This is a genomic window from Pedobacter frigiditerrae (assembly GCF_032678705.1).
In the GTDB taxonomy this organism is placed as follows: Bacteria; Bacteroidota; Bacteroidia; order Sphingobacteriales; family Sphingobacteriaceae; genus Pedobacter; species Pedobacter frigiditerrae_A.
The window spans coordinates 817,007-837,820 of record NZ_JAVTSS010000002.1 but is presented as its reverse complement, the minus strand read 5'-3'; the positions used below and the strand labels follow the sequence as shown (position 1 = coordinate 837,820).

Sequence of the window (20,814 nt, the reverse complement as noted above, 5' to 3'; positions counted from 1 at the left end):
AAGGGAAAAAACTTAAATAGATTCTTCGCTGCGCTCTGAATGACAAAGAACGCTCTGAATGACAAAGAAATATTTAAATTTAATTGAGTCTATAAGGAACAACCAATTCAAATTCTGGAATATCTACATCGAAATTGGTTTCATCAACCAAACGAATCATGGAATAATGGCCTTTCATACTTCCGATATCGGTTTTAAGGTTACATCCAGAAACGTATGAATAACTTTTGCCAGGTTCGATAACTGGTTGTATACCAACTACACCTTCTCCCTCAACTTCTCTTACCGAGCCGTTTGAATCGAAGATAAACCATTGGCGACGCATCAGTTGAATTGCATAATCTGACAAGTTTTCTATCTCTATGCGGTAAGCAAACATATAATGTTCGTTAGCAGGATTTGAATGCTCGTCTTGGTAAATGGTTTCTACCGAAATTTTTACACCTTGAGTTATAGCTGTAACCATTTGTTAAATTTATAAAAAGCTTTTCAAGAATCAAGCCATTTCAGAAAAAGGTGCAATGTGCTCGTATTTTTCTGCCACTTCGTCTAATATTTGATTAATGGTTTCGATATTTTCTTCTTTAACCAACATCATTCTGTACTGCTTAAAATCTGGCAAACCTTTAAAATAATTAGCATAATGCCTTCTCATTTCAAATACACCAACTTTATCGCCTTTCCACTCAATAGATTTATTTAAGTGCGTACGGCAAGCAATAATTCTTTCATCTAAAGTTGGCCCAGGCAATTGCTCGCCGGTTTTAAAGAAATGTTTTACTTCACGAAAAATCCACGGATAGCCAATTGCGGCTCTACCAATCATGATTCCGTCTACTTCATATTCCATTCTCCAAGCAGCAGCTTTTTCTACACTATCCACATCGCCGTTACCAAAAATTGGAATTTTAATACGTGGATTACGTTTAATCTCCCTAATCAATGTCCAATCGGCTTCGCCTTTATATAATTGAGCTCTTGTTCTGCCGTGAATGGTTAAAGCTTGTATGCCAATATCTTGTAATCGCTCCGCAACTTCTTCAACATTTTTGGTATTATCATCCCAACCTAAACGGGTTTTAACGGTAACAGGCAAATGTGTTGCTTTTACAACAGCATCTGTCATTTTTACCATCTTGTCTATATCTTGAAGTAAGCTTGCGCCCGCACCACGACAAGCCACATTTTTAACAGGACAACCATAATTAATATCCATTAAATCTGGTCCGGCAAGGGTTGCAATTTCAGTTGCTTCACGCATACTTTCGATATCGCTACCAAAAATTTGAATACCAATTGGTCTTTCGTACTCGAAAATATCTAGTTTTTTACGGCTTTTTGCCGCATCACGAATTAATCCCTCAGAAGAAATAAACTCTGTGTACATCATATCTGCACCACCTTGTTTGCAAACGTAACGGAAAGGTGGATCGCTCACGTCTTCCATCGGCGCTAACAACAAAGGGAACTCTCCCAAATCTATATTTCCTATCTTTACAGACATTTTTCTATCTTCAAACCAAATTAATGGTACAAAGGTACAAAAATTCAAAATAATGCAATTCACCATACCAACTAGAGAAGAAAATCATCCGTTTTTACAACTATTAATACTGGTAGCTGGCGCCATTGTTGGCGTTATTGTTTTTGCCGTTATTGGGTTTGTAATCTGTTTAGGCATTTATGGTTTAGATTTAATTAGAAATTTAGAGTGGACAACTGGAAGCGATTTGCGATATGTTGGTGCGCTGAAAATTCTAATAACCGCCCAACAGATTGGATTCTTTTTGGTTCCCGCGGTTGCTTTGGCCATTTTTGAAGGTAAAAAACCACACCATTTTTACGGGATGAAAACGCCTAACATCAATTTGTTGGGTATCGTATTTCTATTAATGCTTTGCGCTACGCCATTATTGGGTTGGGTAAACGAGTGGAATATGAATTTACACCTGCCTGAATCTTTCAGTAAAATAGAAAAGTGGATGAGAGAAATGGAAGACCAAGGGGCTGTAACTACAAAGGCAATTTTAGCAGGTAAATCTTTTGGGGCCTTGGCCATTAACCTTTTTGTGGTAGGTTTGGTTCCTGCAATTTGCGAAGAATTGATTTTTAGGGGCGGGTTGCAAAGAACATTTTTAAGATTGATTAAAAATCCACACGTTGCGATTTGGCTTTCTGCCATAATATTTAGCACTATACATTTCCAATTTTTTGGATTTTTTCCGAGGTTATTTTTGGGTGCGATGTTCGGCTATATTTACTTCTGGACTAAAAATATTTGGTATACTATCTTTGCTCACTTTTTAAATAATGCTTATGCTGTAACGTTGATGTGGTATTTTCAACGAAATAATTTACCGATGGATAAAGCAGACGAAACAAATATTGCTTGGTACGGCTATTTAATTAGTGCAATATTAACCATAGCTTTGTTTTGGATTTTAAAAGACAAAACAACCAAAAAGGAAGAAGTGCAACAAGAAATTTAATTTATGGCGAACATCTTTCATCTTCCATTTTACATCTTACCTATTTTATGAAGACCAGAGCAATAACCGCTTTCTTTTTTACTATCGTGATGCTTGCCTCTTTGCTAAATGGCTATGCTTTTACAGGTTTCTATTTAATTTTAAGCATTGTTGCCTTGTTAGAATTCTATAAAATGGTTAAAATAGGAGGGATTCGTCCGCATAGAAACATTGGTGTTTTTGCTGCGGCAGTGATTTTTCTACTAACAGCTAGTTATCACTTTTTCCAATTCGGATTAAAATATTTATTGCTGATTGTACCTTTGGTATTTTCGGTTTTTATCTTCGAACTATATAAAAAAGAAAAAATTCCCTTTGCTAACATTTCCTACACGTTTGTGGGATTTATTTACGTAACTGTCCCTTTTTGCTTTTTCTATTCGCTAGGGTTTTTAGCAGATTTTAACAATTACAATTTTCACTTGCCGCTGGCTTTTTTATTGATGCTTTGGGCTAGTGATACTGGAGCGTACCTATTTGGAGTAAAATTGGGCAAAACAAGGTTATTTGAACGTCATTCTCCAAAAAAATCTTGGGAAGGCTTTTTTGGCGGGATGTTTACCAGCTTAGTAGTTTCTTATGTAATTTCAAGATTTTTCCCAGAAATGAATCCTTTTATTTGGGCAGGAATGGCCGTTCTAATTGTTTGTTTCGGTACGCTTGGCGATTTGGTAGAATCCATGTTGAAAAGAAGCTTAGACACCAAAGACTCTGGTAGTTTTTTACCAGGTCATGGAGGCTTTTTAGATAGATTTGATGGTTTGCTAATTGCAGCGCCTGTGGTTTATGTTTATCTGTATCTGATTTTAAACCCCTAAATGCCTCCGATGTAAAAATCGGAGCAGGCTCTGAAGGGGACTTAAAATTTATTCACAACATATAATCCAACATTCCAAAGCCCCCTTTAAGGGGTTGGGGGTTGGTCTGTAACAAATCAATAACAGCCATAGGTTAATACTCATTCTCTTTTATATTTGGTTTATAAACCCCTAAACTAAATTCCATGGCAAAACTTTACCAACGCAGTTTGTTGTTGGTTGCAATGCTTTTTTGCATTCAATCGGCAATGGCACAAAACATTCCCACACCAAAAGAACATTTTGGCTTTACAATTGGCGATGATTATCAATTGGCCAATTACACCCAAACAGAAGCTTATTTTAAAAAGCTAGCAGAGACTTCTAAGCGAGTAAAACTAGTTGATATCGGTAAAACCGAAGAGGGTAGAAGCCAGTATATGTTAATCATTACTTCTCCAGAAAACCATAAGAATTTAGCTCGTTACAAAGAAATTTCTCAGAAGTTGGCTCATGCTGAAGGTTTAACTCCAGACCAAGCAAAAGCCTTAGCGGCAGAAGGTAAAGCGGTAGTTTGGATAGACGGCGGTTTACATGCAAACGAAGTTGTGGGAGCTCATCAATTAATCCAGATGGCTTACAACCTTTCGAGCAAAATTGATGCAGAAACCAATAAAATTATGGATAACGTGATTGTGTTGATGACACACGCTAACCCAGACGGACAAGAGTTGGTAAGTGATTGGTACATGAGAGAAAAAGACCCAAAGAAAAGGTCAGCAAATGGTCTTCCTCGTTTGTACGAAAAATACGCAGGTCACGATAACAATAGAGATTTCTTTATGCTAAACTTAAAGGAAACTCAAAATATGGGTCGACAATTGTTTGTAGAGTGGATACCGCAAATTATGTATAACCACCACCAGGCTGGTCCGGCAGGAACGGTTGTGGCTGGGCCTCCTTACCGCGACCCCTACAATTATGTTTTTGATCCAATTGTTTTAACCACAATTGATGCAGTAGGAGCGGCAATGCACAATAGAATGAATGTCGAATCTAAGCCAGGTTATACACAACGTGGAGGTTCTGTATTTTCTACATGGTATAATGGCGGATTAAGAACAACTACATATTTCCATAACATGATTGGTTTGTTAACCGAAATTGTGGGTAGTCCAACACCATCAGATATTCCTTTAGTTCCTTCGCGGTTATTGCCAAATGGCGATTCGCCAAATCCAATATTACCTCAAAAATGGTATTTCAAAAACTCGATTGATTACTCGGTTTCATTAAATTATGCAGTATTGAACTACGCTCAACGTTACCACGATGAACTATTGTACAATATTTATCAAATGGGTAAAAACTCAATTGATAGAGGAAGTAAAGATACTTGGTCGTTCTCTCCTAAAAAGATTGACGCCATTAATGCCGCTGCACAAAGTGGAAGACCAGCTACTGCAACAACACAGGGTGGGGGTGGTTTTGAAGGAAGAGGAGGGATGTCTGTAAAGTATTTGGATACAGTGATGAAAAACCCTGTTAATCGTGATGCTAGAGGTTACATCCTTTCAGCAGACCAGCCAGATTTTACAACTGCCATTCGCTTTTTAAACGCGTTGATTAGAACAGGTATTCAAGTTCAAAAAGCAACAGCTCCATTTACTGTTGCTGGTAAAAATTATCCTACAGGAAGTTATGTAGTTAAAACTGACCAAGCATTTCGTCCGCACGTTTTGGATATGTTTGAGCCACAAGACCACCCGAACGATTTTAAATATGAAGGAGGCCCACCAATTGCACCTTATGATGCTGCGGGTTGGACATTGGCTTATTTAATGAATGTTAAATTCGATAGAATCCAAGATAAATTGGACGGTCCTTTTGAGAAATTACCTTATGGCAAATTATTAAAAGCAACACCAAAAGCATTGCCTTCTGGTAGTGGATATGTGTTGAGTTCTTATGCCAACGAAAGTTATTTAGCAGTAAATGAATTATTAAAGGGCGGTGCCGAAGTTTATCGCAATGCCACGGATGGCTCGTTTTATGTGCCAGCTTCGTCAAAAGCTAAAAGTATTTTAGATAAAGCAGAACACGGTTTCGGAATGAGGATTGTTTCGGGCCCTAAACCAGCAAAAGCTATAAAAATTGCTCCCTCTAGAATTGCGATTTGGGATACTTACGGAGGTTCAATGGATTCAGGATGGATTAGATTTATCATGGAACAATACCATTTTGATGCAACCGTAATTTATGCGCCAGATATTGATAAAGGAAGCTTAAAAGACAAATATGATGTGATTGTTTTTGTTGATGGTTCAATTCCGGCTTATAGCGCTAATGCCATAGTTGGTGGTGCTGGAGGTGGCAGAGGTGGCTTTGGAACGCCAGCTTTAGAAACTATTCCAGAAGAATTTAGAGCTAGAGTTGGAAGAATGAGTCAAGACAAATCAATCCCTCAATTAAAAGCATTCTTGGAAGCAGGAGGTGAAATTGTTGCCATTGGTACGGCCACAAATTTAGCAGCCCATTTAAATTTACCTGTTCGCAATGCGATGGTTGAATTAATTGCAGGAGTTGAAAAGAGGTTGCCAGCAGAGAAATATTATGTTCCTGGAAGCGTATTGAATGTTGCTGTAGACAAAACCCAATCTGCAAACTGGGGAATGGACAAAACAGCAGATGTTTATTTTGACAACAGTCCGGTATTTAAGTTAAGTGCTGACGCAGTTTCAAGCGGAAAAATTAAACCTTTAGCTTGGTTTGCTAACTCAACTCCTTTACGTAGTGGTTGGGCTTGGGGACAAAGCTATTTGCAAGATGGGGTTGCGGCTTTCGAGGCTGATTATGGCAAAGGAAAATTATTCGCCTTTGGCCCAGAAATTACTTTTAGGTCTCAGACTCATGGAACATTTAAATGGATGTTTAACCAATTGTATAAATAACTAGGCTAGTCATCCGATGATTATATGCACCCCGCTATAATCATCGGATGACTAATGAACAATCTATCCTGCAAGAAAGATTGCTTCGGGCGCTAAGTCTTCGACAAGCTCAGACTGACAAGCGCTTTAAAGACCCAGCTAACCTTTTGGTTAGTTGGGTTTTTACTTTTAGCTTACCATTCAAAAAACTACCAAGCCTACCTTTGTTTGATGAAAGTAGAAATCTGGTCGGATGTGATGTGCCCATTTTGTTATATAGGCAAAAGACATTTTGAAAAAGCAATTGAGAAATTACCATTTAAGGATGATATTGAAGTCGAATGGAAGAGTTTTCAACTTAATCCAGACTATCATAATACAACCAACGAAGATTTATACACCTATTTAGCTAGAGCGAAAGGGATGTCCGTTGAGCAAGCTAAACAAATGACTGATCAGGTTGTTGGAATGGCTTCAAATGTTGGGTTGAATTTAAACTTCGATACCAATGTTCCCGCTAATTCTTTTGATGCACTCAGATTTTTACATTTCGCTAAAAGCAAAGGATTACAAGACCAAGCAGAAGAAGCATTATTTAACGCCCATTTTATGGGTGCAAAAGACATTGCTAAACACGAAACATTAATCAGCATTGCTGAAGATTTAGGTTTGGATAAAACAGAAACAGTTCAAGTTTTGCAAGGCGATGATTTTGCAGAAGCTGTTCGTTACGACGTTTATGAAAGTCAACAATTAGGCGTTAGGGGAGTCCCTTATTTTGTGTTCGACAGGAAATACGCTTTATCTGGCGCACAACCAATTCCAGCGTTTGAGCAGGCAATTGTGCAAAGCTTTACCGAATGGCAAAGTACGCAGCCTAAAACACAACTAAAATCATTAAATAAAAACGATGACGCAGTTTGTGATGAAAATGGATGTGAGATATAATCAGAATTTGTCATTCCGACTTCGGAGGAATCTCTACGCTTAATTTATAGAAATAGATTCTTCACTCCCGAAGAAGTCGGGATAGGTGCGCTCTGAATAACAAATTATTTCTTCAACCCTTGCAACAAATACTCCAAACCATTTAACTTAATTTCATACATAGTTGCCAATAAATGTCCTAATCTGCCAGGAGGAAAACCTTGGCTATGAAACCAAACCAAATAAGTTTCTGGTAAACGAGAAATAATCCACCCTTTGTATTTACCAAAAGGCATTTTCATTGTAACCAGCTCGGTTAACATTTGTGGGTCCATAATCTAAGAATTAGGTTGATGGTTAATAGACTATGGTTCATGGCCATGGACGATTGACCATTAGCTATCAACTACAAAATCAACTCCAGCATTTCTATTGCTTCATCAACGTTTGCAATGTTATCGAAAGAAATCCGTAAACTATCTTTTACTTCCTTTAAATTACACAATCGTTGATGGATTTGTGCAAAAGCTAGTATTTTATTAAACACTTCTGAATCAAAAAACTTAGATTGTTTATCACTGATGAAATAACCACGAAGAATATTCTTTTTAAAACTTAGTTTTTCAAAACCTAAACGTTTACCAACCCATTGTAATCTTAAAACCTTCAGCATTGCTTTTACAGGTTGTGGCACTGGCCCAAACCTATCTTTTAATTCTTTCTCAAAAGCCGCTAATTGTGTTTCGTTTTCTAGCTTAGAAAGCTCAGTGTATAAGTTATATCGCTCTGTAATACTAGTTACGTAGTCATCTGGAATATGCAATTCTACATCGGTATCTACCTGTGTAAAGTTTACAAACGCCCGTTCAGGTTCATCCTTAAATAAATCCTTAAACTCGGCATCTTTCAATTCCTGAATAGCTTCATCTAAGATTTTATTGTACATCTCGAAACCAATTTCGGCAATAAATCCGCTTTGTTCGCCACCTAATAAATTACCACTTCCACGGATATCCAAATCACGCATGGCGATGTTAAATCCACTTCCCAAATCAGAAAACTCTTCAATGGCGCTTAACCTTTTTCTCGCTTCATTGGTTAAGGTAGATAACGGCAAACTCAACAAGTAACAAAATGCTTTTTTGTTAGAACGACCAACACGGCCACGCATTTGGTGTAAATCGCTTAAGCCAAACATGTGTGCGTGGTTAATGATTATCGTGTTAGCATTTGGAATATCAAGTCCAGCCTCAATAATGGTTGTGGCCACCAAAACATCTTTTTCTCCGTTAATGAAATCGAGCATTACATCTTCAAGTTGATCACCATCTAGTTGCCCGTGTGCAATACCAATTCTAGCCTTTGGCACTAGTTTTTGTATCAATCCGCCAAGCTGGGGTAAATCATTTACACGATTGTGGATAAAGAAAACTTGGCCGCCTCTATCCAATTCAAACTGTACGGCTTCTTGAATTAACTTATCATTAAAAACGTGAAGTTCTGTATTAACCGCTTGCCTATTTGGCGGTGGCGTACTCATAATCGATAAATCTCGAGCACCCATTAAAGAGAAGTGCAGGGTTCTAGGAATAGGAGTGGCTGTTAAGGTTAAAGTATCAACATTAACACGGATGGCTTTTAACTTTTCTTTTGCGGCAACACCAAACTTCTGCTCCTCATCAATAATCATGATGCCGAGGTCTTTAAACTTTACATCTTTGCTTAGCAATCGGTGCGTACCGATTACGATGTCTACTTTTCCTTGGGCTACACGCTCTAAAGTGTCTTTAATTTGTTTCGAAGTTTTAAATCTATTGATATAGTCGACCGTACAAGGAAACTCTTTTAAACGAGATGAAAAAGTCTTAAAGTGTTGAAGCGCAAGAATTGTTGTGGGCACCAAGATAGCCGCTTGTTTGCCATTTGCAACGGCTTTGAAGGCAGCACGAATCGCAATCTCTGTTTTACCAAAACCTACATCACCACAAACTAACCTATCCATTGGATGAGGCGCTTCCATGTCCTTTTTTACATCGGCCGTTGCTTTAACTTGGTCGGGCGTGTCTTCGTAAATAAACGAAGCTTCGAGTTCGGTTTCTAAATAGCCGTCTGGTGCAAAAGCAGTACCCACTTGAGCCTTTCTCATCGCATAAAGCTTGATTAGGTCTCGGGCAATGTCTTTAACTTTTTTTTTTGTGGTCTTTTTGAGTTTGTCCCAAGCTTCGGTACCCAATTTATTCATTTTGGGTTGTGTACCATCTTTTCCGCTAAACTTAGCAATGCGATTTAGAGAGTTGATGTTCACATAAAGCAAATCGTTATCGGCATAAACCAAACGAATCATTTCTTGGGTTTTACCATTAACTTCTACCTTTTCTAAACCGGCGTATTTCCCAATTCCATGGTCAATATGCGTTACAAAATCGCCAGGCTTCAATTCACGTAAATCTTTAAGCGTAATTGCCTGACTGCGTTGATAACCCTTTTTTAATTGATATTTATAAAAACGGTCAAAAATCTGATGGTCTGTATAAAAAGCTACCTTTTGTTGGGCATCTAAAAAGCCTTCTCGAAGCGGAATATTAACAGGTGTAAACTTTGCTGTTTTATCAATATCATCTAATATCGCATACAAACGCTCGGTTTGCTTGGTAGAGTTTGTAAAGATAAAATTGTGAATATGCTGACTTTCGTTCTCTTTTAGATTTTTAATCAGTAAGTCGAAATCTTTATTGAATGATGGCTGCGGTTTGGTTTCAAATTGAATTACCTCATCAGTTTGATAAAAAAACTGCTTTCCAAACTCTGCTAAAGCAAAGTCTTGAAATAAATCAGACAACATTTTCTCGTCTGTAAAAGAAAATTTTGGGTCTAACCAATTTGGGTTTTGTTGTTTTTCAGCTAATCCTAAAGCTTTCCAAAGTTCAATAGCTTTTTTGTATCCACCTTTTACGATGTCTAAAGTATATTCTACATCCTTAAACCAGAGTTGTGTGTCTTTTTCTATATAATCTAAAAGGCTGATGTTATTCTCGGTTAAGAATTTCGCCTGCACATTTGGTACGATAGTTAAACTTTTCACATCGTCTACAGAAAGCTGTGTGTCTATTTCAAAAGTTCTAATGCTTTCTACCGTATCGCCAAAAAATTCAATGCGATAAGGCAATTCGTGAGAGAAGGAAAATATATCTACAATACCACCACGAATAGAAAACTGACCAGGTTCATAAACAAAATCAGACCTTTCAAAATCGTATTCGAAAAGGAACTCGTTAATAAAATCGATGCCTAAAGTAGCGCCAAGACTAATCTCTAAAGTGTTTTTTTCTAGAACCGAGCGGTCAATAACTTTTTCGGCTAATGCTTCTGGATAAGTAACTACAATTTTTCCGTACTCAGATTGATGGTTTAATTCGTTTAATACTTCGGCCCTTGCCAACACATTAGCCGTATCTATTTGAGTAAACTCAAAAGCTTTTCTAAAAGAGGAAGGGAAAAATAATACCTCTTTGTCTAAAATTCCTTCCAAGTCTGAAAGGAAATAAGATGCTTCTTCTCTATTTGGAAGAATAAAAAGCTGCGGTTTGTGTAGTAAAAAGTAGGTTGAAATGGCTATTACAGCATCGGCAGAACCCACCAATCCCTTTAATTGGGTTTTGCTGCCCTTTCCCTTGTTTAACGATTTTGCTGTCGCAACAACACGCTCGTCTGTTTTGTATCTGTTAATCAGGTCGCGAATGTTCACTATGTAAAGGTAAAGAATTAGTATCAAGTATCAAGATTTGAACACTTAGTTTAATTAAACGATTTTTGTAAGTATTTAGATTTGATAATTTGAAGCGCAAAACCAGTACAAGTCAATAAGTTCAGTCCCGTCTTCCGCTTTACTCGCTTCGTGCCTCAGCTTCGTGCTCGCTACAACCGGGGCTAAATGGCAAAAGCAGTTTTTCATTTTTGGGATTTGCATAGCGCACTTACGTTGTTCCTAAACCTGACAGCAGCGGAAATACTTTTTATAAAGACCTATAAGGTTTTTAAAACCTTATAGGTTTGATTAAAAAGATTGCAGCGAATGGCGGGACTACAAACCGCCAAGAATTACTTCCATTCATTTTCAAATAACTTGTTAAATCTATGTCTCAATCTCATATCTATTCTCTCACATCTTAACTAAAACCGAGTTTGTCGAGATTTTTTTTGAGTTTGTCGAGTACACTTTAGCAACAGTAACAAAAATCTTATCATTGTTTCTAATTAATACAAAACGAGGAACATGAAATACATTAAAAGCTTTCCGATAGAGTTAACATTTTGGATTTTAGCTTTGGTGTTGTTAGCAACAGCCAACCCTCATGAGCATCACTTTAGCCTTTGCCCTTTGGCAAATTTAGGAATAACTTGGTGCCCAGGATGTGGATTGGGAAGGTCGATAACCGCATTGTTTCACGGAGATGTTAGTGCAAGTTTTTCACATCATTGGTTCGGTATACCAGCTTTGATTTTGATTGGCTCACGCATTTATCAGCTCACCAAACAATTATTTAATAAACAAAAAGAAATTAATTTAAAATTTTAGGAGGATTAGCAATGTTTGACTCACAATTTATGTCTTTACCGGGTATAACCCCTCAAGAATATAGTTACTTACAAACCGCAACAAATGGTTTAAACGAACAACAAGTACGCACGTTTTTAATGATTTATTCAAGCAAAAGGAAAAACCCAAGTGATATGCTTTTGTTCTGCGTAATCGGATTGTTTTTAGTCCCAGGCTTACAAAGATTTATCGTTAACCAAATTGGTATGGGTATTTTATATTTATTTACTGGCGGATTATGTTTGATTGGTTCGATAGTAGATATTATTAACCACAAAGAATTGGCCTTTGAGCATAACCAACGTATGGTATTCGAAAGTTTACAAATGACAAGAATGGGAAATTTCCAATAACCCCACCCAACCCTTCGCTGAAAGGGAGGGCTTAAAAGAATAAATAATCCTTATCTGTTTAAAAGCGGGTAAGGATTTCTTATTTTTATAGCATGAAGTTAGCTGAGATTACCAATTTCCTAGAAAAGATAGCCCCGCTTAATTATCAAGAAGATTATGACAATGCTGGTTTAATTGTAGGAAATGCAAATGATGAAGTTCACGCAGCCTTAGTTGCATTAGATTGTACAGAACTGATTATTGATGAAGCAATTGCAAAAAATTGCAATCTAATTATCACTCACCATCCCATTGTTTTTAAAGGGTTAAAAAAGTTTAACGGTAAAACTTATGTAGAGCGAGTTGTACTAAAAGCGATAAAAAATAACATCGCATTATATGCTATTCACACAAACCTAGACCATGTTGCCCATGGCGTAAGTGGAGAAATTTGTAAAAGGTTAGGCATACAAAACGCTAAGATTTTGGCGCCTAAAAATAACTTGTTAAAAAAGCTGGTTACATTTTGTCCTACAGCACAAGCTGATGAAGTGAGAAATGCTTTATTTGCTGCAGGAGCAGGAGATATTAGTAATTACAGCGAATGTAGTTTTAACACAGAAGGCACAGGAACATTTAAAGGTGGTGATGATGCAAATCCTTTTGTTGGAGAAGTTGGGGTGCAACATCAGGAAGCAGAAGTTAGGATTGAAACCATTTTTAAGGCTCAAGATGAGCGGAAGGTTTTATTGGCTTTGTTAGAAAATCATCCTTATGAAGAAGTAGCTTACGATATTTATGCGTTAACAAATAAATTAGATAATGTTGGCGCAGGCATGGTCGGTTGGCTACCACAAGAAATGGATAATGTGGATTTTTTGAATATGGTAAAACAAAATATGAAAGCCAAAGTGATTCGGCACACGGCTTTGTTGCCTAAAAAAATCAAAAAAGTTGCGGTTTGTGGCGGTTCTGGTAGTTTTTTACTAAAAGATGCCATTTCAGTAGGGGCTGATGCATTTATTACGGCCGACTTTAAATACCATGAATTTTTTGATGCTGAACAGAAGTTGATTATCTGTGATATTGGTCATTATGAAAGCGAACAATTTACATCTAATTTGTTGATAGATAATATTCAAGAAAAATTTCCTAACTTTGCAATCCGTTTAACGGAGCATAATACAAACCCCATAAATTATTTCATTTAATGGAGGTGTTTAAATCATATTTAAAGCGTTTTTATCCAGTCAAAAACTGCTTTTAATTATAAAGTTTTAACGGATTGATACCATAACTGATACCATTTATTCTGTATATTTGGTATATGGAATCGTTGAATAAACATTGTGAGAACCCTTTTGTAGCAAAAGATAAAGCTAAATGGTATATACAGTTTTGGTATAAGGATAGTTTTGGAGCAAGAAAGCCCTATAAAAAGGCGTATGATTTAAATAAATCGGATTATATAAAAAAGGTTAATGGTGGCGATGTTGAGATAAATAAAACGGAAAGAAAAACCCATGCTCAAAGTCTTTTAACAAGCCTGAAAACGAAGTTGAGCAAAGAGTATTTTAATCCCGATACCAGGTTGTTTGAATCGCTGGATAAATCAGATTTACCATTTCAAAATTACTTAGCAGACTTTATCAATTATAATCCCAAAAAGAAACGTTCTGAAAGTACCAAACAAATATATCTTTCCTACAACAATGTTATGAAAGATTGGTTAACAATAAGAGGTTTAGAAAACATCCAATTAAATGAGGTTGGACAAGATTTAATAGTTGAGTTTCTTAATGAAATTGAAGGACAAGGTACAACTACTACACAACGGGATAATTATCTAACTTATCTTAAAGGGTGTTTCAAGTATTGTACTGAATATTTGGAAGTTTTGGATAAAAATCCATTACGGAAACTGAATACTATTAATAATACGGATTCCGAAAGTAATAAAGCGTACCCTGCTGAATTGCTTGAAACAGTATTAGAAGAAGCAAAAAAAATGGATTATCATTTTTATATGCTTATGAGACTTCTTTATTATACCCTAAGACGACCATCGGAATTATTAAAGCTTACTTACAAGGACTTTGATTTCAAAAACGATACAATCAATTTTCATGGGCGTATAACTAAAACAAATCGAACATTGTATACTCATTTACCAAAGCATATTGCCAAAGAATTAAAATCCCTTATACCAAGCGATGTTAAGCCAACTGACTTTTTCTTTGGGAATATTGGTAAAATTGGTAAAAAAGGAGAACACAGCAAATTGCTTTTTGCTAAACATGAAACACCGTTATCCCATTTTCAAGATAAATTTAAAACATTATTTAGTAGACTAGGATTAGATAAGGGACATACGCTTTACAGCATGAAACACTCTGGAATAGTCTATTGCATAGAGGTGATGCAATGGAGCGATTATGATATAATTGCCTATACTGGGCACAAGAGTACCGCCATCTTAGGAAGATATAGTAGAGATGCAAAAAGACCCGTTCGGGAGCATACTGGAGTTATATAGTGTATGATAATTAATCTACCGTACAGCCCTATCAAGATATTTGATGGGGTTCTTTGTTTAAAAATGACATTAAAGCTACAATTCAATAAGTCTGGATTTTAATATCAAAATCCCAATTTCTTCAAACTGCCTAAGAAAATATTTAATCTAATTCCCTATTTATTGAAAAGGGGACTTGAAAAACGTTCAATTAAGACCTATACTTTGTAAGTGTTCGCTGCGGATACTACTTGATGGCATAGCCATTAATAAATTGTGTCAGCGATAAATTAATTAGTTGGGATTTTGATATAAATTTCCAACAAAACTATTAAGTAAAATGAATAAAACGGTTAAGGTCGGCAGACCAAATATAGAAAATGAAAAGAAGCAATTTACAAAGCAAAAGCATAATCAATCATACTATTTAAATGTAACTAAGAATAAAAGGTTGCTTCATAAAGTAATATCTTATCGTGCATTAGAGAATAAAAAAGTATCAGCTTACGAGTATAAGCAAGCTATAATAACGCATTTCAGCAAGTACCATTTTACAGATTTTTTTACTGGTACAGCAAACCCGAATTATCTACAAAAAGAACAGATAGAGATTTACAATAAAAAATACAAGGAGATAAATAAAGAATATCAGACGGATTATGCTCTAAAGAAGTATATTCCAATTAGTCTAAATAGCTTCAAAAGATATACGGGAAAATATCTAACATATCTTATCGAGTTGAATATAATAGATAGAGGAATTGTGTTTTATGAGCAAAATAAATCAAAGGAATGGCATTGCCATTTAATAGTAAATGTGGTGAATAAGTACATAAAAGATGTTAGTTTATTCTTAGAGGATAAATGGTTATTGGGAATAAGCCTTAATGTTCCAATACCTACAATAGAAGATAAAACGAGCTTATTATTATATTCTACCAAGCAGTTATCCATTTATGGTAGACAAAAAAGCGATAAAGATAAAGTCCTTAGCTGGGAAATTTTTGGTGATTTTATGCAACCGAAAAGAACAACTAAAAATGAAACGAAAATGAAGAAATTTAAAAAAGAACAGATTGAAGCAATTGAAAAATTTAAAGAAAAAAATGGGTTGATTACTACTTTTGACCCGAAGCACCAAAAGATGTTGAATGATAGATTTGTTAGGTTTTCAGCTTAGTTGCCGTCAATTTGCATATATATTTTGAAACGACTTTTACGTGCTATTTTGCCTTGATTAATTTTTATGGTTTAGCCTGCCAGAATAATTAAGACGATATATCATCAAAAGCAATTTTGATAAAAACAGATTAATGATTAGTTGGACTGCAAATTGAGGTTGGACACCAGACTCTATAAAGCTAAAGAACACTACCCTTTACAGGTTAATTAATAAGCGGAATCTATTTTGTACCTTTCTTTAATGGAAAGAAATCAATTTAGTTTATCACTATTGTCTCTAGGTTATCGAGATTACATCGCATCAAGGTTTTTGTTAAATAATGGATATAATATGCAGGGAATAACTTTAGGCAGTTCAGCGATAGAAAAATATTTAAAAGCTTTGCTATCGACATATGATGGTGTAAAGATTAAGACTATTCACTTAGATAAATTAGATGAAACCAAAGCTATTTTTAAGGCAATTAATCATGACATATTTAATTATTTGGATGAGCGATTTTTAACAATTTTAAGTAAAGCTTACCAAGCGAGATATTACGACAAATTGGATGCCCCGATTGTTATTGGCTTTTTTCCAAAGCAGTTTATTGGCGAATTGGATTTTACTGCTCGGTTAATAGAGGACTCTATAACTATAACTGACAGCACTGGTAAAATTCAGCCCTCAATATATAGACGTGCAGTTGAGGACAAAAATGAAGATTTGCTTTTCAATAACTACATACTACAAAACGTTAACAAAAAGATTTATATGGAAAGTGCAACAGAAGCTTTTGGTGCTTATATAGACCACAAAAGAGCCGATAAAGAGTTAGTTCTAAGCGGAATTAACATTGAAAAAGCATTTGATTATGATGGGAAAATGTGGGATATAGATATAAAATTTAATTAGAAATGGACAGAGACATACAGAAAAATCTTTTGAAAGATTTAAAAAATGCAATAACGGTAGATGAAAAGGTCAATTTGATTATTGTATTTTTAGAATACATAAGTGAAGCCAATTTAGCGCAAACAGATGTGATTGTTAAGACCAATGAAAATATAGAGCTTATTTCTGAAGGTATGAGTATTAATGACGATAGTTTAATGAAGCTTGTTAATAGGATTAACGAAATTGAGAAGCATCTCCTTTCTGGAATGGAGAGTCGGTTGGACATTAGAAATCAAATAAATGATATAATTGAAACTCAAACTAAAATGATGGAAAATATCCTTAGTTTATATGAGAGAATAGATGAGATTTAACATATCTATAACCTGCCAGAAACGTTGTTATATCCCTAACATAAATTCAATAAACCTAGTGTCTAAATTAGAGTTTCTTGGGATTTTGATATAAATTTCCCATAAAATAACTTAACTAGCATTACGAATTACCTTTTTCTTTTTTCGGTTGAATTAGATACCAATGATATGTCGTTGTACCTAGCGATACCATAAATTGATGGTTCGGTTCTACCTAGTTTTTTAGCGATTACAGATGCAGGAACATTTTGTTTGGCTAGTTGTCTTACTTGATTTATTATGCTTTTTGTCACGGGTTTACGGTGGTTTGTTGGTTCTTTGGGCATGATTGTATCTTTATCTATAAATATCAAATAGATGGAGATTAGTGTGCCCAACCATCATTACAGCTAACTAACTTTTTATAAACACATTTAAAATCTAGATTGGTATCCTGTTATAGAATTTCATTTTTTAAATCGCCATTTTAATATGAGTGGGTACCTCCTTAAAGTCCAGCCAAAATTTCTCCCAAAAATTTTGGATTAATAAAACCACTTTTTTAAAGTCAGATAAGGCAGTAAGCCGAACGGGCTAGTCGTTCCTTGGAAAATGTACCTTTTTATAATTTGGCTTCATTAAAGAGCCTTATTTTACCTAACTTCGGGACATGGATATTAGGGAATGTATTCAGCGATACAGCACAATTTTTAGTAAGTCATTTTACGCTACCGCCCTTAAAAAATATGGTGTAGATTTTAACAGTAGTGTTATATCTAATGTTCAAGCGAAACTTTATCAATTACAAATCAATGTTAGGGATGGAATCATTAAACAGGAACATAATGGGTTACAAATAACCGATACTGATATAGAAATCATTATAGAAAGTTTGGAAAGCCTTATTAGGTATTACAAAACATATCACAAAATTAGTGGCATTCCAAGTAATTTAAAAGATAAAGATTTAGTTGCGGATGTTACTAATAAGATATTATTTCAGAAAGCTGATGATAGTGCGGTGAAAACGGAGGAGCTATTTAACAAATTTATTGTTCCACCAAACCACAATCTTACCGCTAAACAAATTTCTCAAATTGAAGCAGACGCTTTAATTGCAAATACCAATCAATCAACGAGAAAAAATAAAAAATATTGATTATCTTTGCAGGCTTATTAGAATAGGATAAGTAGAGATTAAACCGTTGATAGAAAATAATTGATACCATTTTTGATGCCATTTCTTTCTTAAAACGCTGATAATCAATATACACCTTTAATTATTTCATTTAATGGAACAAACAGTAGAGCAAAAGCTAAAAGCTTTATACGAATTACAAAACATACACACTAAAGTTGATAAAATCCGTCAGGTAAGAGGTGAGTTGCCAATGGAAGTGGCTGATTTAGAGGATGAAGTAGCCGGATTAGAAACACGTATACAAAAAATCAAAGCTGAATTAGACGATACTGAAGATGCAATTGTAAACCGTAAAAATATGATTAAAGAAGCACAAGCTTTAATTAAAAAATACGAAAAGCAATTAGAAGATGTTAAGAATAACCGTGAATATGATGCTTTAACTAAAGAAGTTGAGATTCAAAACTTAGAGATTCAAGTTTGCGAGAAAAAAATCAAGGAACATGGTTTTGAGATTGCTTCTAAAACTGAAATCTATGATCAAGCTTTAGCTAACATTGAAGCTAGAAAAGGTGATTTAGAGGTTAAAAAAGGTGAATTGGCAACAATCACATCAGAAACTGAAAAAGAAGAGCAAGCCTTACTTAAAAAAGCAGATAAAGCAGAAACTCAAATTGAAGAGCGTTTATTAACGGCTTACAACAGGTTGAGAAGTAATGCAGTAAATGGATTAGCTGTTGTAACTATCGACAGAGATTCATGTTCAGGTTGTTTCAACCAAATTCCACCACAACGTCAATTAGATATCCGTCAACGTAAAAAAGTAATTGTTTGCGAGCATTGCGGAAGAATTTTAGTTGATGAAGCGTTAACTCAAGAGTTAGCCGAAGCATAGAACCAAAACCAAATATAATACTAGGTCGGATGAAAATCCGGCCTTTTTTGTTTTAACGGGTCGTCTTTGCGAGGAGGAACGACGAAGCAATCTCCTTTCTAGCCCGTTGATTTTGTAGCTGTCTTTTCTCTTTTAGAACTACCCCTAAAAACAAAGGCAATTTTTCAACGTTATATAAAATTACTAACTTGAACTTTCAAACGAATTTGCTACCAATGCATCAAATCAAATTATTAAGGTTACCTATTTCCTATTTCCTATTCTCTATATTTCTTTTATTTTCTTCCAACGCTTCTGCTAATTTTGATTTTAATGCAAATTGCGTAAAAGCCTATCAAAATATTTTCGAACTTAAACTCAATGCGGCTCGCCAACTAATTGCTGCCGAGAAGAGAGCTCGTCCTAATAATTCAATTGTTCCTTTTTTAGAGAACTATGTTGATTATTATTATTTGTTAACTACAGAAAGTAAATCAGAATTTGAGCGTTTAGAGTCTAATAAAGATGATAGGTTAGACCAAATAAGTGACGATGATAAAAACTCCCCTTATTGCCTTTATGCACAAGCGCAAATCAACTTGCAATGGGCGCTAATTAGAGGACGTTACGGCTCTTATTTTACTGCTGCGAGGGAAATTAACAAGGCGAATAGTTTATTGCAAGAGAACACAAAGAAGTTTCCTGGCTTTCATTTAAATAGCATGGGTTTAGGTTTAATTAATGCCGTTATGGGGGCAATGCCCGATGGCTTTTTAAAATCGTCTCTTTCTACATTTGGATTGAAAGGTAATTTGCAGAATGGCCTAAATATGTTAGATAAGTTAGCGGAAAACTTGCCAAAATCAACTTATGAACCCTTTTATGAAGAGGTAGTTTTTAATTACGCTTATGTATTATCAGATGTGGCACACAGTTCTGCTGCATATGCTAAAACAATGAAATATACTGCCCGTATTGCCGATAGCAGCTTGCTAAAGTGTTATGTTCAGGCTTATGTTTGTTCACGAAATGGGCATACCGATGAGGCGATAAGCATATTGGCAAACAAACCATCTGGGGCGGCCTACCAAGCCTTCCCTTACTTAGACTATTTAATGGGAATTGCTAAATTAAATAAACTAGATATGTCTGCAGGAGCATCGTTTGAGAGGTATTTACAGACAAATAAGGGCGTAAACTATATCAAGGATTCTTATTTGCACTTAGGTTGGATTGCCCTGTTAAAAGGCGATGAGAATGGTTATTCGGCCATGATGGCTAAAGCAAAAGCAAACGGTTATAATTTTCATGAGAGAGATAAACAAGCTTTGAATGAAGCAAACTCTCCAGTTCCTAATAAAGATTTATTAAAGGCAAGATTGCTTTTTGATGGCGGATACTCATCAAAAGGATTGGATATTTTGGCTGATAGCAAAGCAGATGATTTTACTTCTTCAAAAGATAAAACAGAATATTATTATCGCTTAGGCCGATTAAATGATGCTTTAGGAAAAGATGATTTAGCCTTGATGAGCTATCAAAATGCCATTACAATTGGGAAATCTCTGAAGTACTATTTTGCTGCAAAATCTGCAGTACAAATGGGTAAAATATTTGAAGCTAAAAAGAATGTACAAAAAGCGAAATCAAGCTTTAATCTTGCTATCGCGATGAAGGGGCATGAGCAAGAAAACAGCATCGAAAATGAAGCAAAGCAGGGATTAAGAAGGGTTGGGGGATAACCCCCGACCCCTAAAGGGG

At 35.5% G+C, this 20,814-nt stretch carries 18 protein-coding genes; 14 read left to right on the top strand and 4 right to left on the bottom strand.

All coding sequences use genetic code 11. From position 1 onward, the window contains the following. Window positions 1–79: 79 nt before the first annotated feature. Together apaG and dusB are read right to left on the bottom strand one after the other, a co-directional pair. The gene (gene apaG / locus R2Q59_RS14260; protein ID WP_316770125.1) at window positions 80–466 is read right to left on the bottom strand and encodes a Co2+/Mg2+ efflux protein ApaG; all 387 of its coding nucleotides are present in this window, start codon (window positions 464–466) and stop codon (window positions 80–82) included. A 30-nt stretch (window positions 467–496) separates the two neighbouring features. Beyond that, window positions 497–1,504 (bottom strand): tRNA dihydrouridine synthase DusB, encoded by a 1,008-nt coding sequence (gene dusB, locus R2Q59_RS14255; protein ID WP_316785970.1) that lies wholly within the window; start codon window positions 1,502–1,504, stop codon window positions 497–499. Between the two features lie 52 nt (window positions 1,505–1,556). On the opposite strand from dusB, the gene R2Q59_RS14250 reads away from it, so the two are divergent. From R2Q59_RS14250 to R2Q59_RS14235, 4 genes are all read left to right on the top strand, one after another. Further along, window positions 1,557–2,489: a CPBP family intramembrane glutamic endopeptidase gene (locus tag R2Q59_RS14250; protein ID WP_316785969.1), complete on the top strand. Its 933-nt coding sequence runs from the start codon at window positions 1,557–1,559 to the stop codon at window positions 2,487–2,489. A gap of 47 nt (window positions 2,490–2,536) precedes the next feature. Further along, entirely contained in the window at window positions 2,537–3,346 is an 810-nt protein-coding gene (locus R2Q59_RS14245; protein WP_316770118.1) for a phosphatidate cytidylyltransferase, read from the top strand. Window positions 3,347–3,531: 185 nt separating this feature from the next. Next, window positions 3,532–6,276, top strand: coding sequence for a M14 family metallopeptidase (locus R2Q59_RS14240; protein WP_316785968.1), 2,745 nt, complete (start codon window positions 3,532–3,534; stop codon window positions 6,274–6,276). A gap of 210 nt (window positions 6,277–6,486) precedes the next feature. Further along, window positions 6,487–7,203, top strand: coding sequence for a DsbA family oxidoreductase (locus R2Q59_RS14235; RefSeq protein WP_316785967.1), 717 nt, complete (start codon window positions 6,487–6,489; stop codon window positions 7,201–7,203). Window positions 7,204–7,307: 104 nt separating this feature from the next. On the opposite strand, the gene R2Q59_RS14230 is transcribed toward R2Q59_RS14235, so the two are convergent. Both R2Q59_RS14230 and mfd read right to left on the bottom strand, forming a co-directional pair. Then, window positions 7,308–7,517 (bottom strand): DUF3820 family protein, encoded by a 210-nt coding sequence (locus tag R2Q59_RS14230; RefSeq protein ID WP_316770113.1) that lies wholly within the window; start codon window positions 7,515–7,517, stop codon window positions 7,308–7,310. A gap of 71 nt (window positions 7,518–7,588) precedes the next feature. After that, on the bottom strand, window positions 7,589–10,927 hold the full coding sequence (mfd, locus tag R2Q59_RS14225; protein ID WP_316785966.1) for a transcription-repair coupling factor: 3,339 nt from the start codon (window positions 10,925–10,927) through the stop codon (window positions 7,589–7,591). A gap of 528 nt (window positions 10,928–11,455) precedes the next feature. Here mfd and R2Q59_RS14220 point away from each other — a divergent pair. The 10 genes from R2Q59_RS14220 to R2Q59_RS14175 all read left to right on the top strand — a co-directional run bounded on the left by R2Q59_RS14220 (window position 11,456) and on the right by R2Q59_RS14175 (window position 20,795). Beyond that, complete coding sequence (locus R2Q59_RS14220; RefSeq protein ID WP_316785965.1) at window positions 11,456–11,758, top strand: DUF2752 domain-containing protein; 303 nt, start codon at window positions 11,456–11,458, stop codon at window positions 11,756–11,758. Between the two features lie 29 nt (window positions 11,759–11,787). Then, complete coding sequence (locus tag R2Q59_RS14215) at window positions 11,788–12,132, top strand: TM2 domain-containing protein (RefSeq protein WP_316770106.1); 345 nt, start codon at window positions 11,788–11,790, stop codon at window positions 12,130–12,132. A 92-nt stretch (window positions 12,133–12,224) separates the two neighbouring features. Beyond that, a complete protein-coding gene (locus R2Q59_RS14210) occupies window positions 12,225–13,322 on the top strand; it encodes a Nif3-like dinuclear metal center hexameric protein (RefSeq protein ID WP_316785964.1) in 1,098 nt (365 codons plus the stop codon). Window positions 13,323–13,438: 116 nt separating this feature from the next. Next, on the top strand, window positions 13,439–14,647 hold the full coding sequence (locus R2Q59_RS14205) for a site-specific integrase (RefSeq protein WP_316785963.1): 1,209 nt from the start codon (window positions 13,439–13,441) through the stop codon (window positions 14,645–14,647). 319 nt (window positions 14,648–14,966) lie between these two features. Continuing rightward, window positions 14,967–15,806 carry a hypothetical protein gene (locus R2Q59_RS14200; RefSeq protein WP_316785962.1) on the top strand — a complete coding sequence of 280 codons (840 nt, stop codon included), beginning with the start codon at window positions 14,967–14,969 and terminating at the stop codon, window positions 15,804–15,806. 243 nt (window positions 15,807–16,049) lie between these two features. Then, window positions 16,050–16,703 (top strand): hypothetical protein, encoded by a 654-nt coding sequence (locus R2Q59_RS14195; protein ID WP_316785961.1) that lies wholly within the window; start codon window positions 16,050–16,052, stop codon window positions 16,701–16,703. Between the two features lie 2 nt (window positions 16,704–16,705). Further along, entirely contained in the window at window positions 16,706–17,059 is a 354-nt protein-coding gene (locus R2Q59_RS14190; RefSeq protein ID WP_316785960.1) for a hypothetical protein, read from the top strand. A 649-nt stretch (window positions 17,060–17,708) separates the two neighbouring features. Beyond that, on the top strand, window positions 17,709–18,197 hold the full coding sequence (locus tag R2Q59_RS14185) for a hypothetical protein (RefSeq protein WP_316785959.1): 489 nt from the start codon (window positions 17,709–17,711) through the stop codon (window positions 18,195–18,197). 133 nt (window positions 18,198–18,330) lie between these two features. Further along, window positions 18,331–19,074 (top strand): zinc ribbon domain-containing protein, encoded by a 744-nt coding sequence (locus R2Q59_RS14180; protein WP_316770104.1) that lies wholly within the window; start codon window positions 18,331–18,333, stop codon window positions 19,072–19,074. Between the two features lie 215 nt (window positions 19,075–19,289). After that, on the top strand, window positions 19,290–20,795 hold the full coding sequence (locus tag R2Q59_RS14175) for a tetratricopeptide repeat protein (protein WP_316785958.1): 1,506 nt from the start codon (window positions 19,290–19,292) through the stop codon (window positions 20,793–20,795). Window positions 20,796–20,814 lie beyond the last annotated feature (19 nt).

Excerpts from the sequence above, each read along its gene's own strand:
- apaG (WP_316770125.1), bottom strand. The coding sequence starts at position 466 with ATGGTTACAGCTATAACTCAAGGTGTAAAAATTTCGGTAGAAACCATT.
- R2Q59_RS14195 (WP_316785961.1), top strand. The coding sequence starts at position 16,050 with ATGGAAAGAAATCAATTTAGTTTATCACTATTGTCTCTAGGTTATCGA.
- R2Q59_RS14205 (WP_316785963.1), top strand. The coding sequence starts at position 13,439 with ATGGAATCGTTGAATAAACATTGTGAGAACCCTTTTGTAGCAAAAGAT.
- R2Q59_RS14220 (WP_316785965.1), top strand. The coding sequence starts at position 11,456 with ATGAAATACATTAAAAGCTTTCCGATAGAGTTAACATTTTGGATTTTA.
- dusB (WP_316785970.1), bottom strand. The coding sequence starts at position 1,504 with ATGTCTGTAAAGATAGGAAATATAGATTTGGGAGAGTTCCCTTTGTTG.
- R2Q59_RS14185 (WP_316785959.1), top strand. The coding sequence starts at position 17,709 with ATGGATATTAGGGAATGTATTCAGCGATACAGCACAATTTTTAGTAAG.
- R2Q59_RS14210 (WP_316785964.1), top strand. The coding sequence starts at position 12,225 with ATGAAGTTAGCTGAGATTACCAATTTCCTAGAAAAGATAGCCCCGCTT.
- R2Q59_RS14200 (WP_316785962.1), top strand. The coding sequence starts at position 14,967 with ATGAATAAAACGGTTAAGGTCGGCAGACCAAATATAGAAAATGAAAAG.
- R2Q59_RS14230 (WP_316770113.1), bottom strand. The coding sequence starts at position 7,517 with ATGGACCCACAAATGTTAACCGAGCTGGTTACAATGAAAATGCCTTTT.
- R2Q59_RS14250 (WP_316785969.1), top strand. The coding sequence starts at position 1,557 with ATGCAATTCACCATACCAACTAGAGAAGAAAATCATCCGTTTTTACAA.
- R2Q59_RS14240 (WP_316785968.1), top strand. The coding sequence starts at position 3,532 with ATGGCAAAACTTTACCAACGCAGTTTGTTGTTGGTTGCAATGCTTTTT.
- R2Q59_RS14235 (WP_316785967.1), top strand. The coding sequence starts at position 6,487 with ATGAAAGTAGAAATCTGGTCGGATGTGATGTGCCCATTTTGTTATATA.
- R2Q59_RS14190 (WP_316785960.1), top strand. The coding sequence starts at position 16,706 with ATGGACAGAGACATACAGAAAAATCTTTTGAAAGATTTAAAAAATGCA.
- R2Q59_RS14245 (WP_316770118.1), top strand. The coding sequence starts at position 2,537 with ATGAAGACCAGAGCAATAACCGCTTTCTTTTTTACTATCGTGATGCTT.
- R2Q59_RS14180 (WP_316770104.1), top strand. The coding sequence starts at position 18,331 with ATGGAACAAACAGTAGAGCAAAAGCTAAAAGCTTTATACGAATTACAA.
- R2Q59_RS14175 (WP_316785958.1), top strand. The coding sequence starts at position 19,290 with ATGCATCAAATCAAATTATTAAGGTTACCTATTTCCTATTTCCTATTC.
- R2Q59_RS14215 (WP_316770106.1), top strand. The coding sequence starts at position 11,788 with ATGTCTTTACCGGGTATAACCCCTCAAGAATATAGTTACTTACAAACC.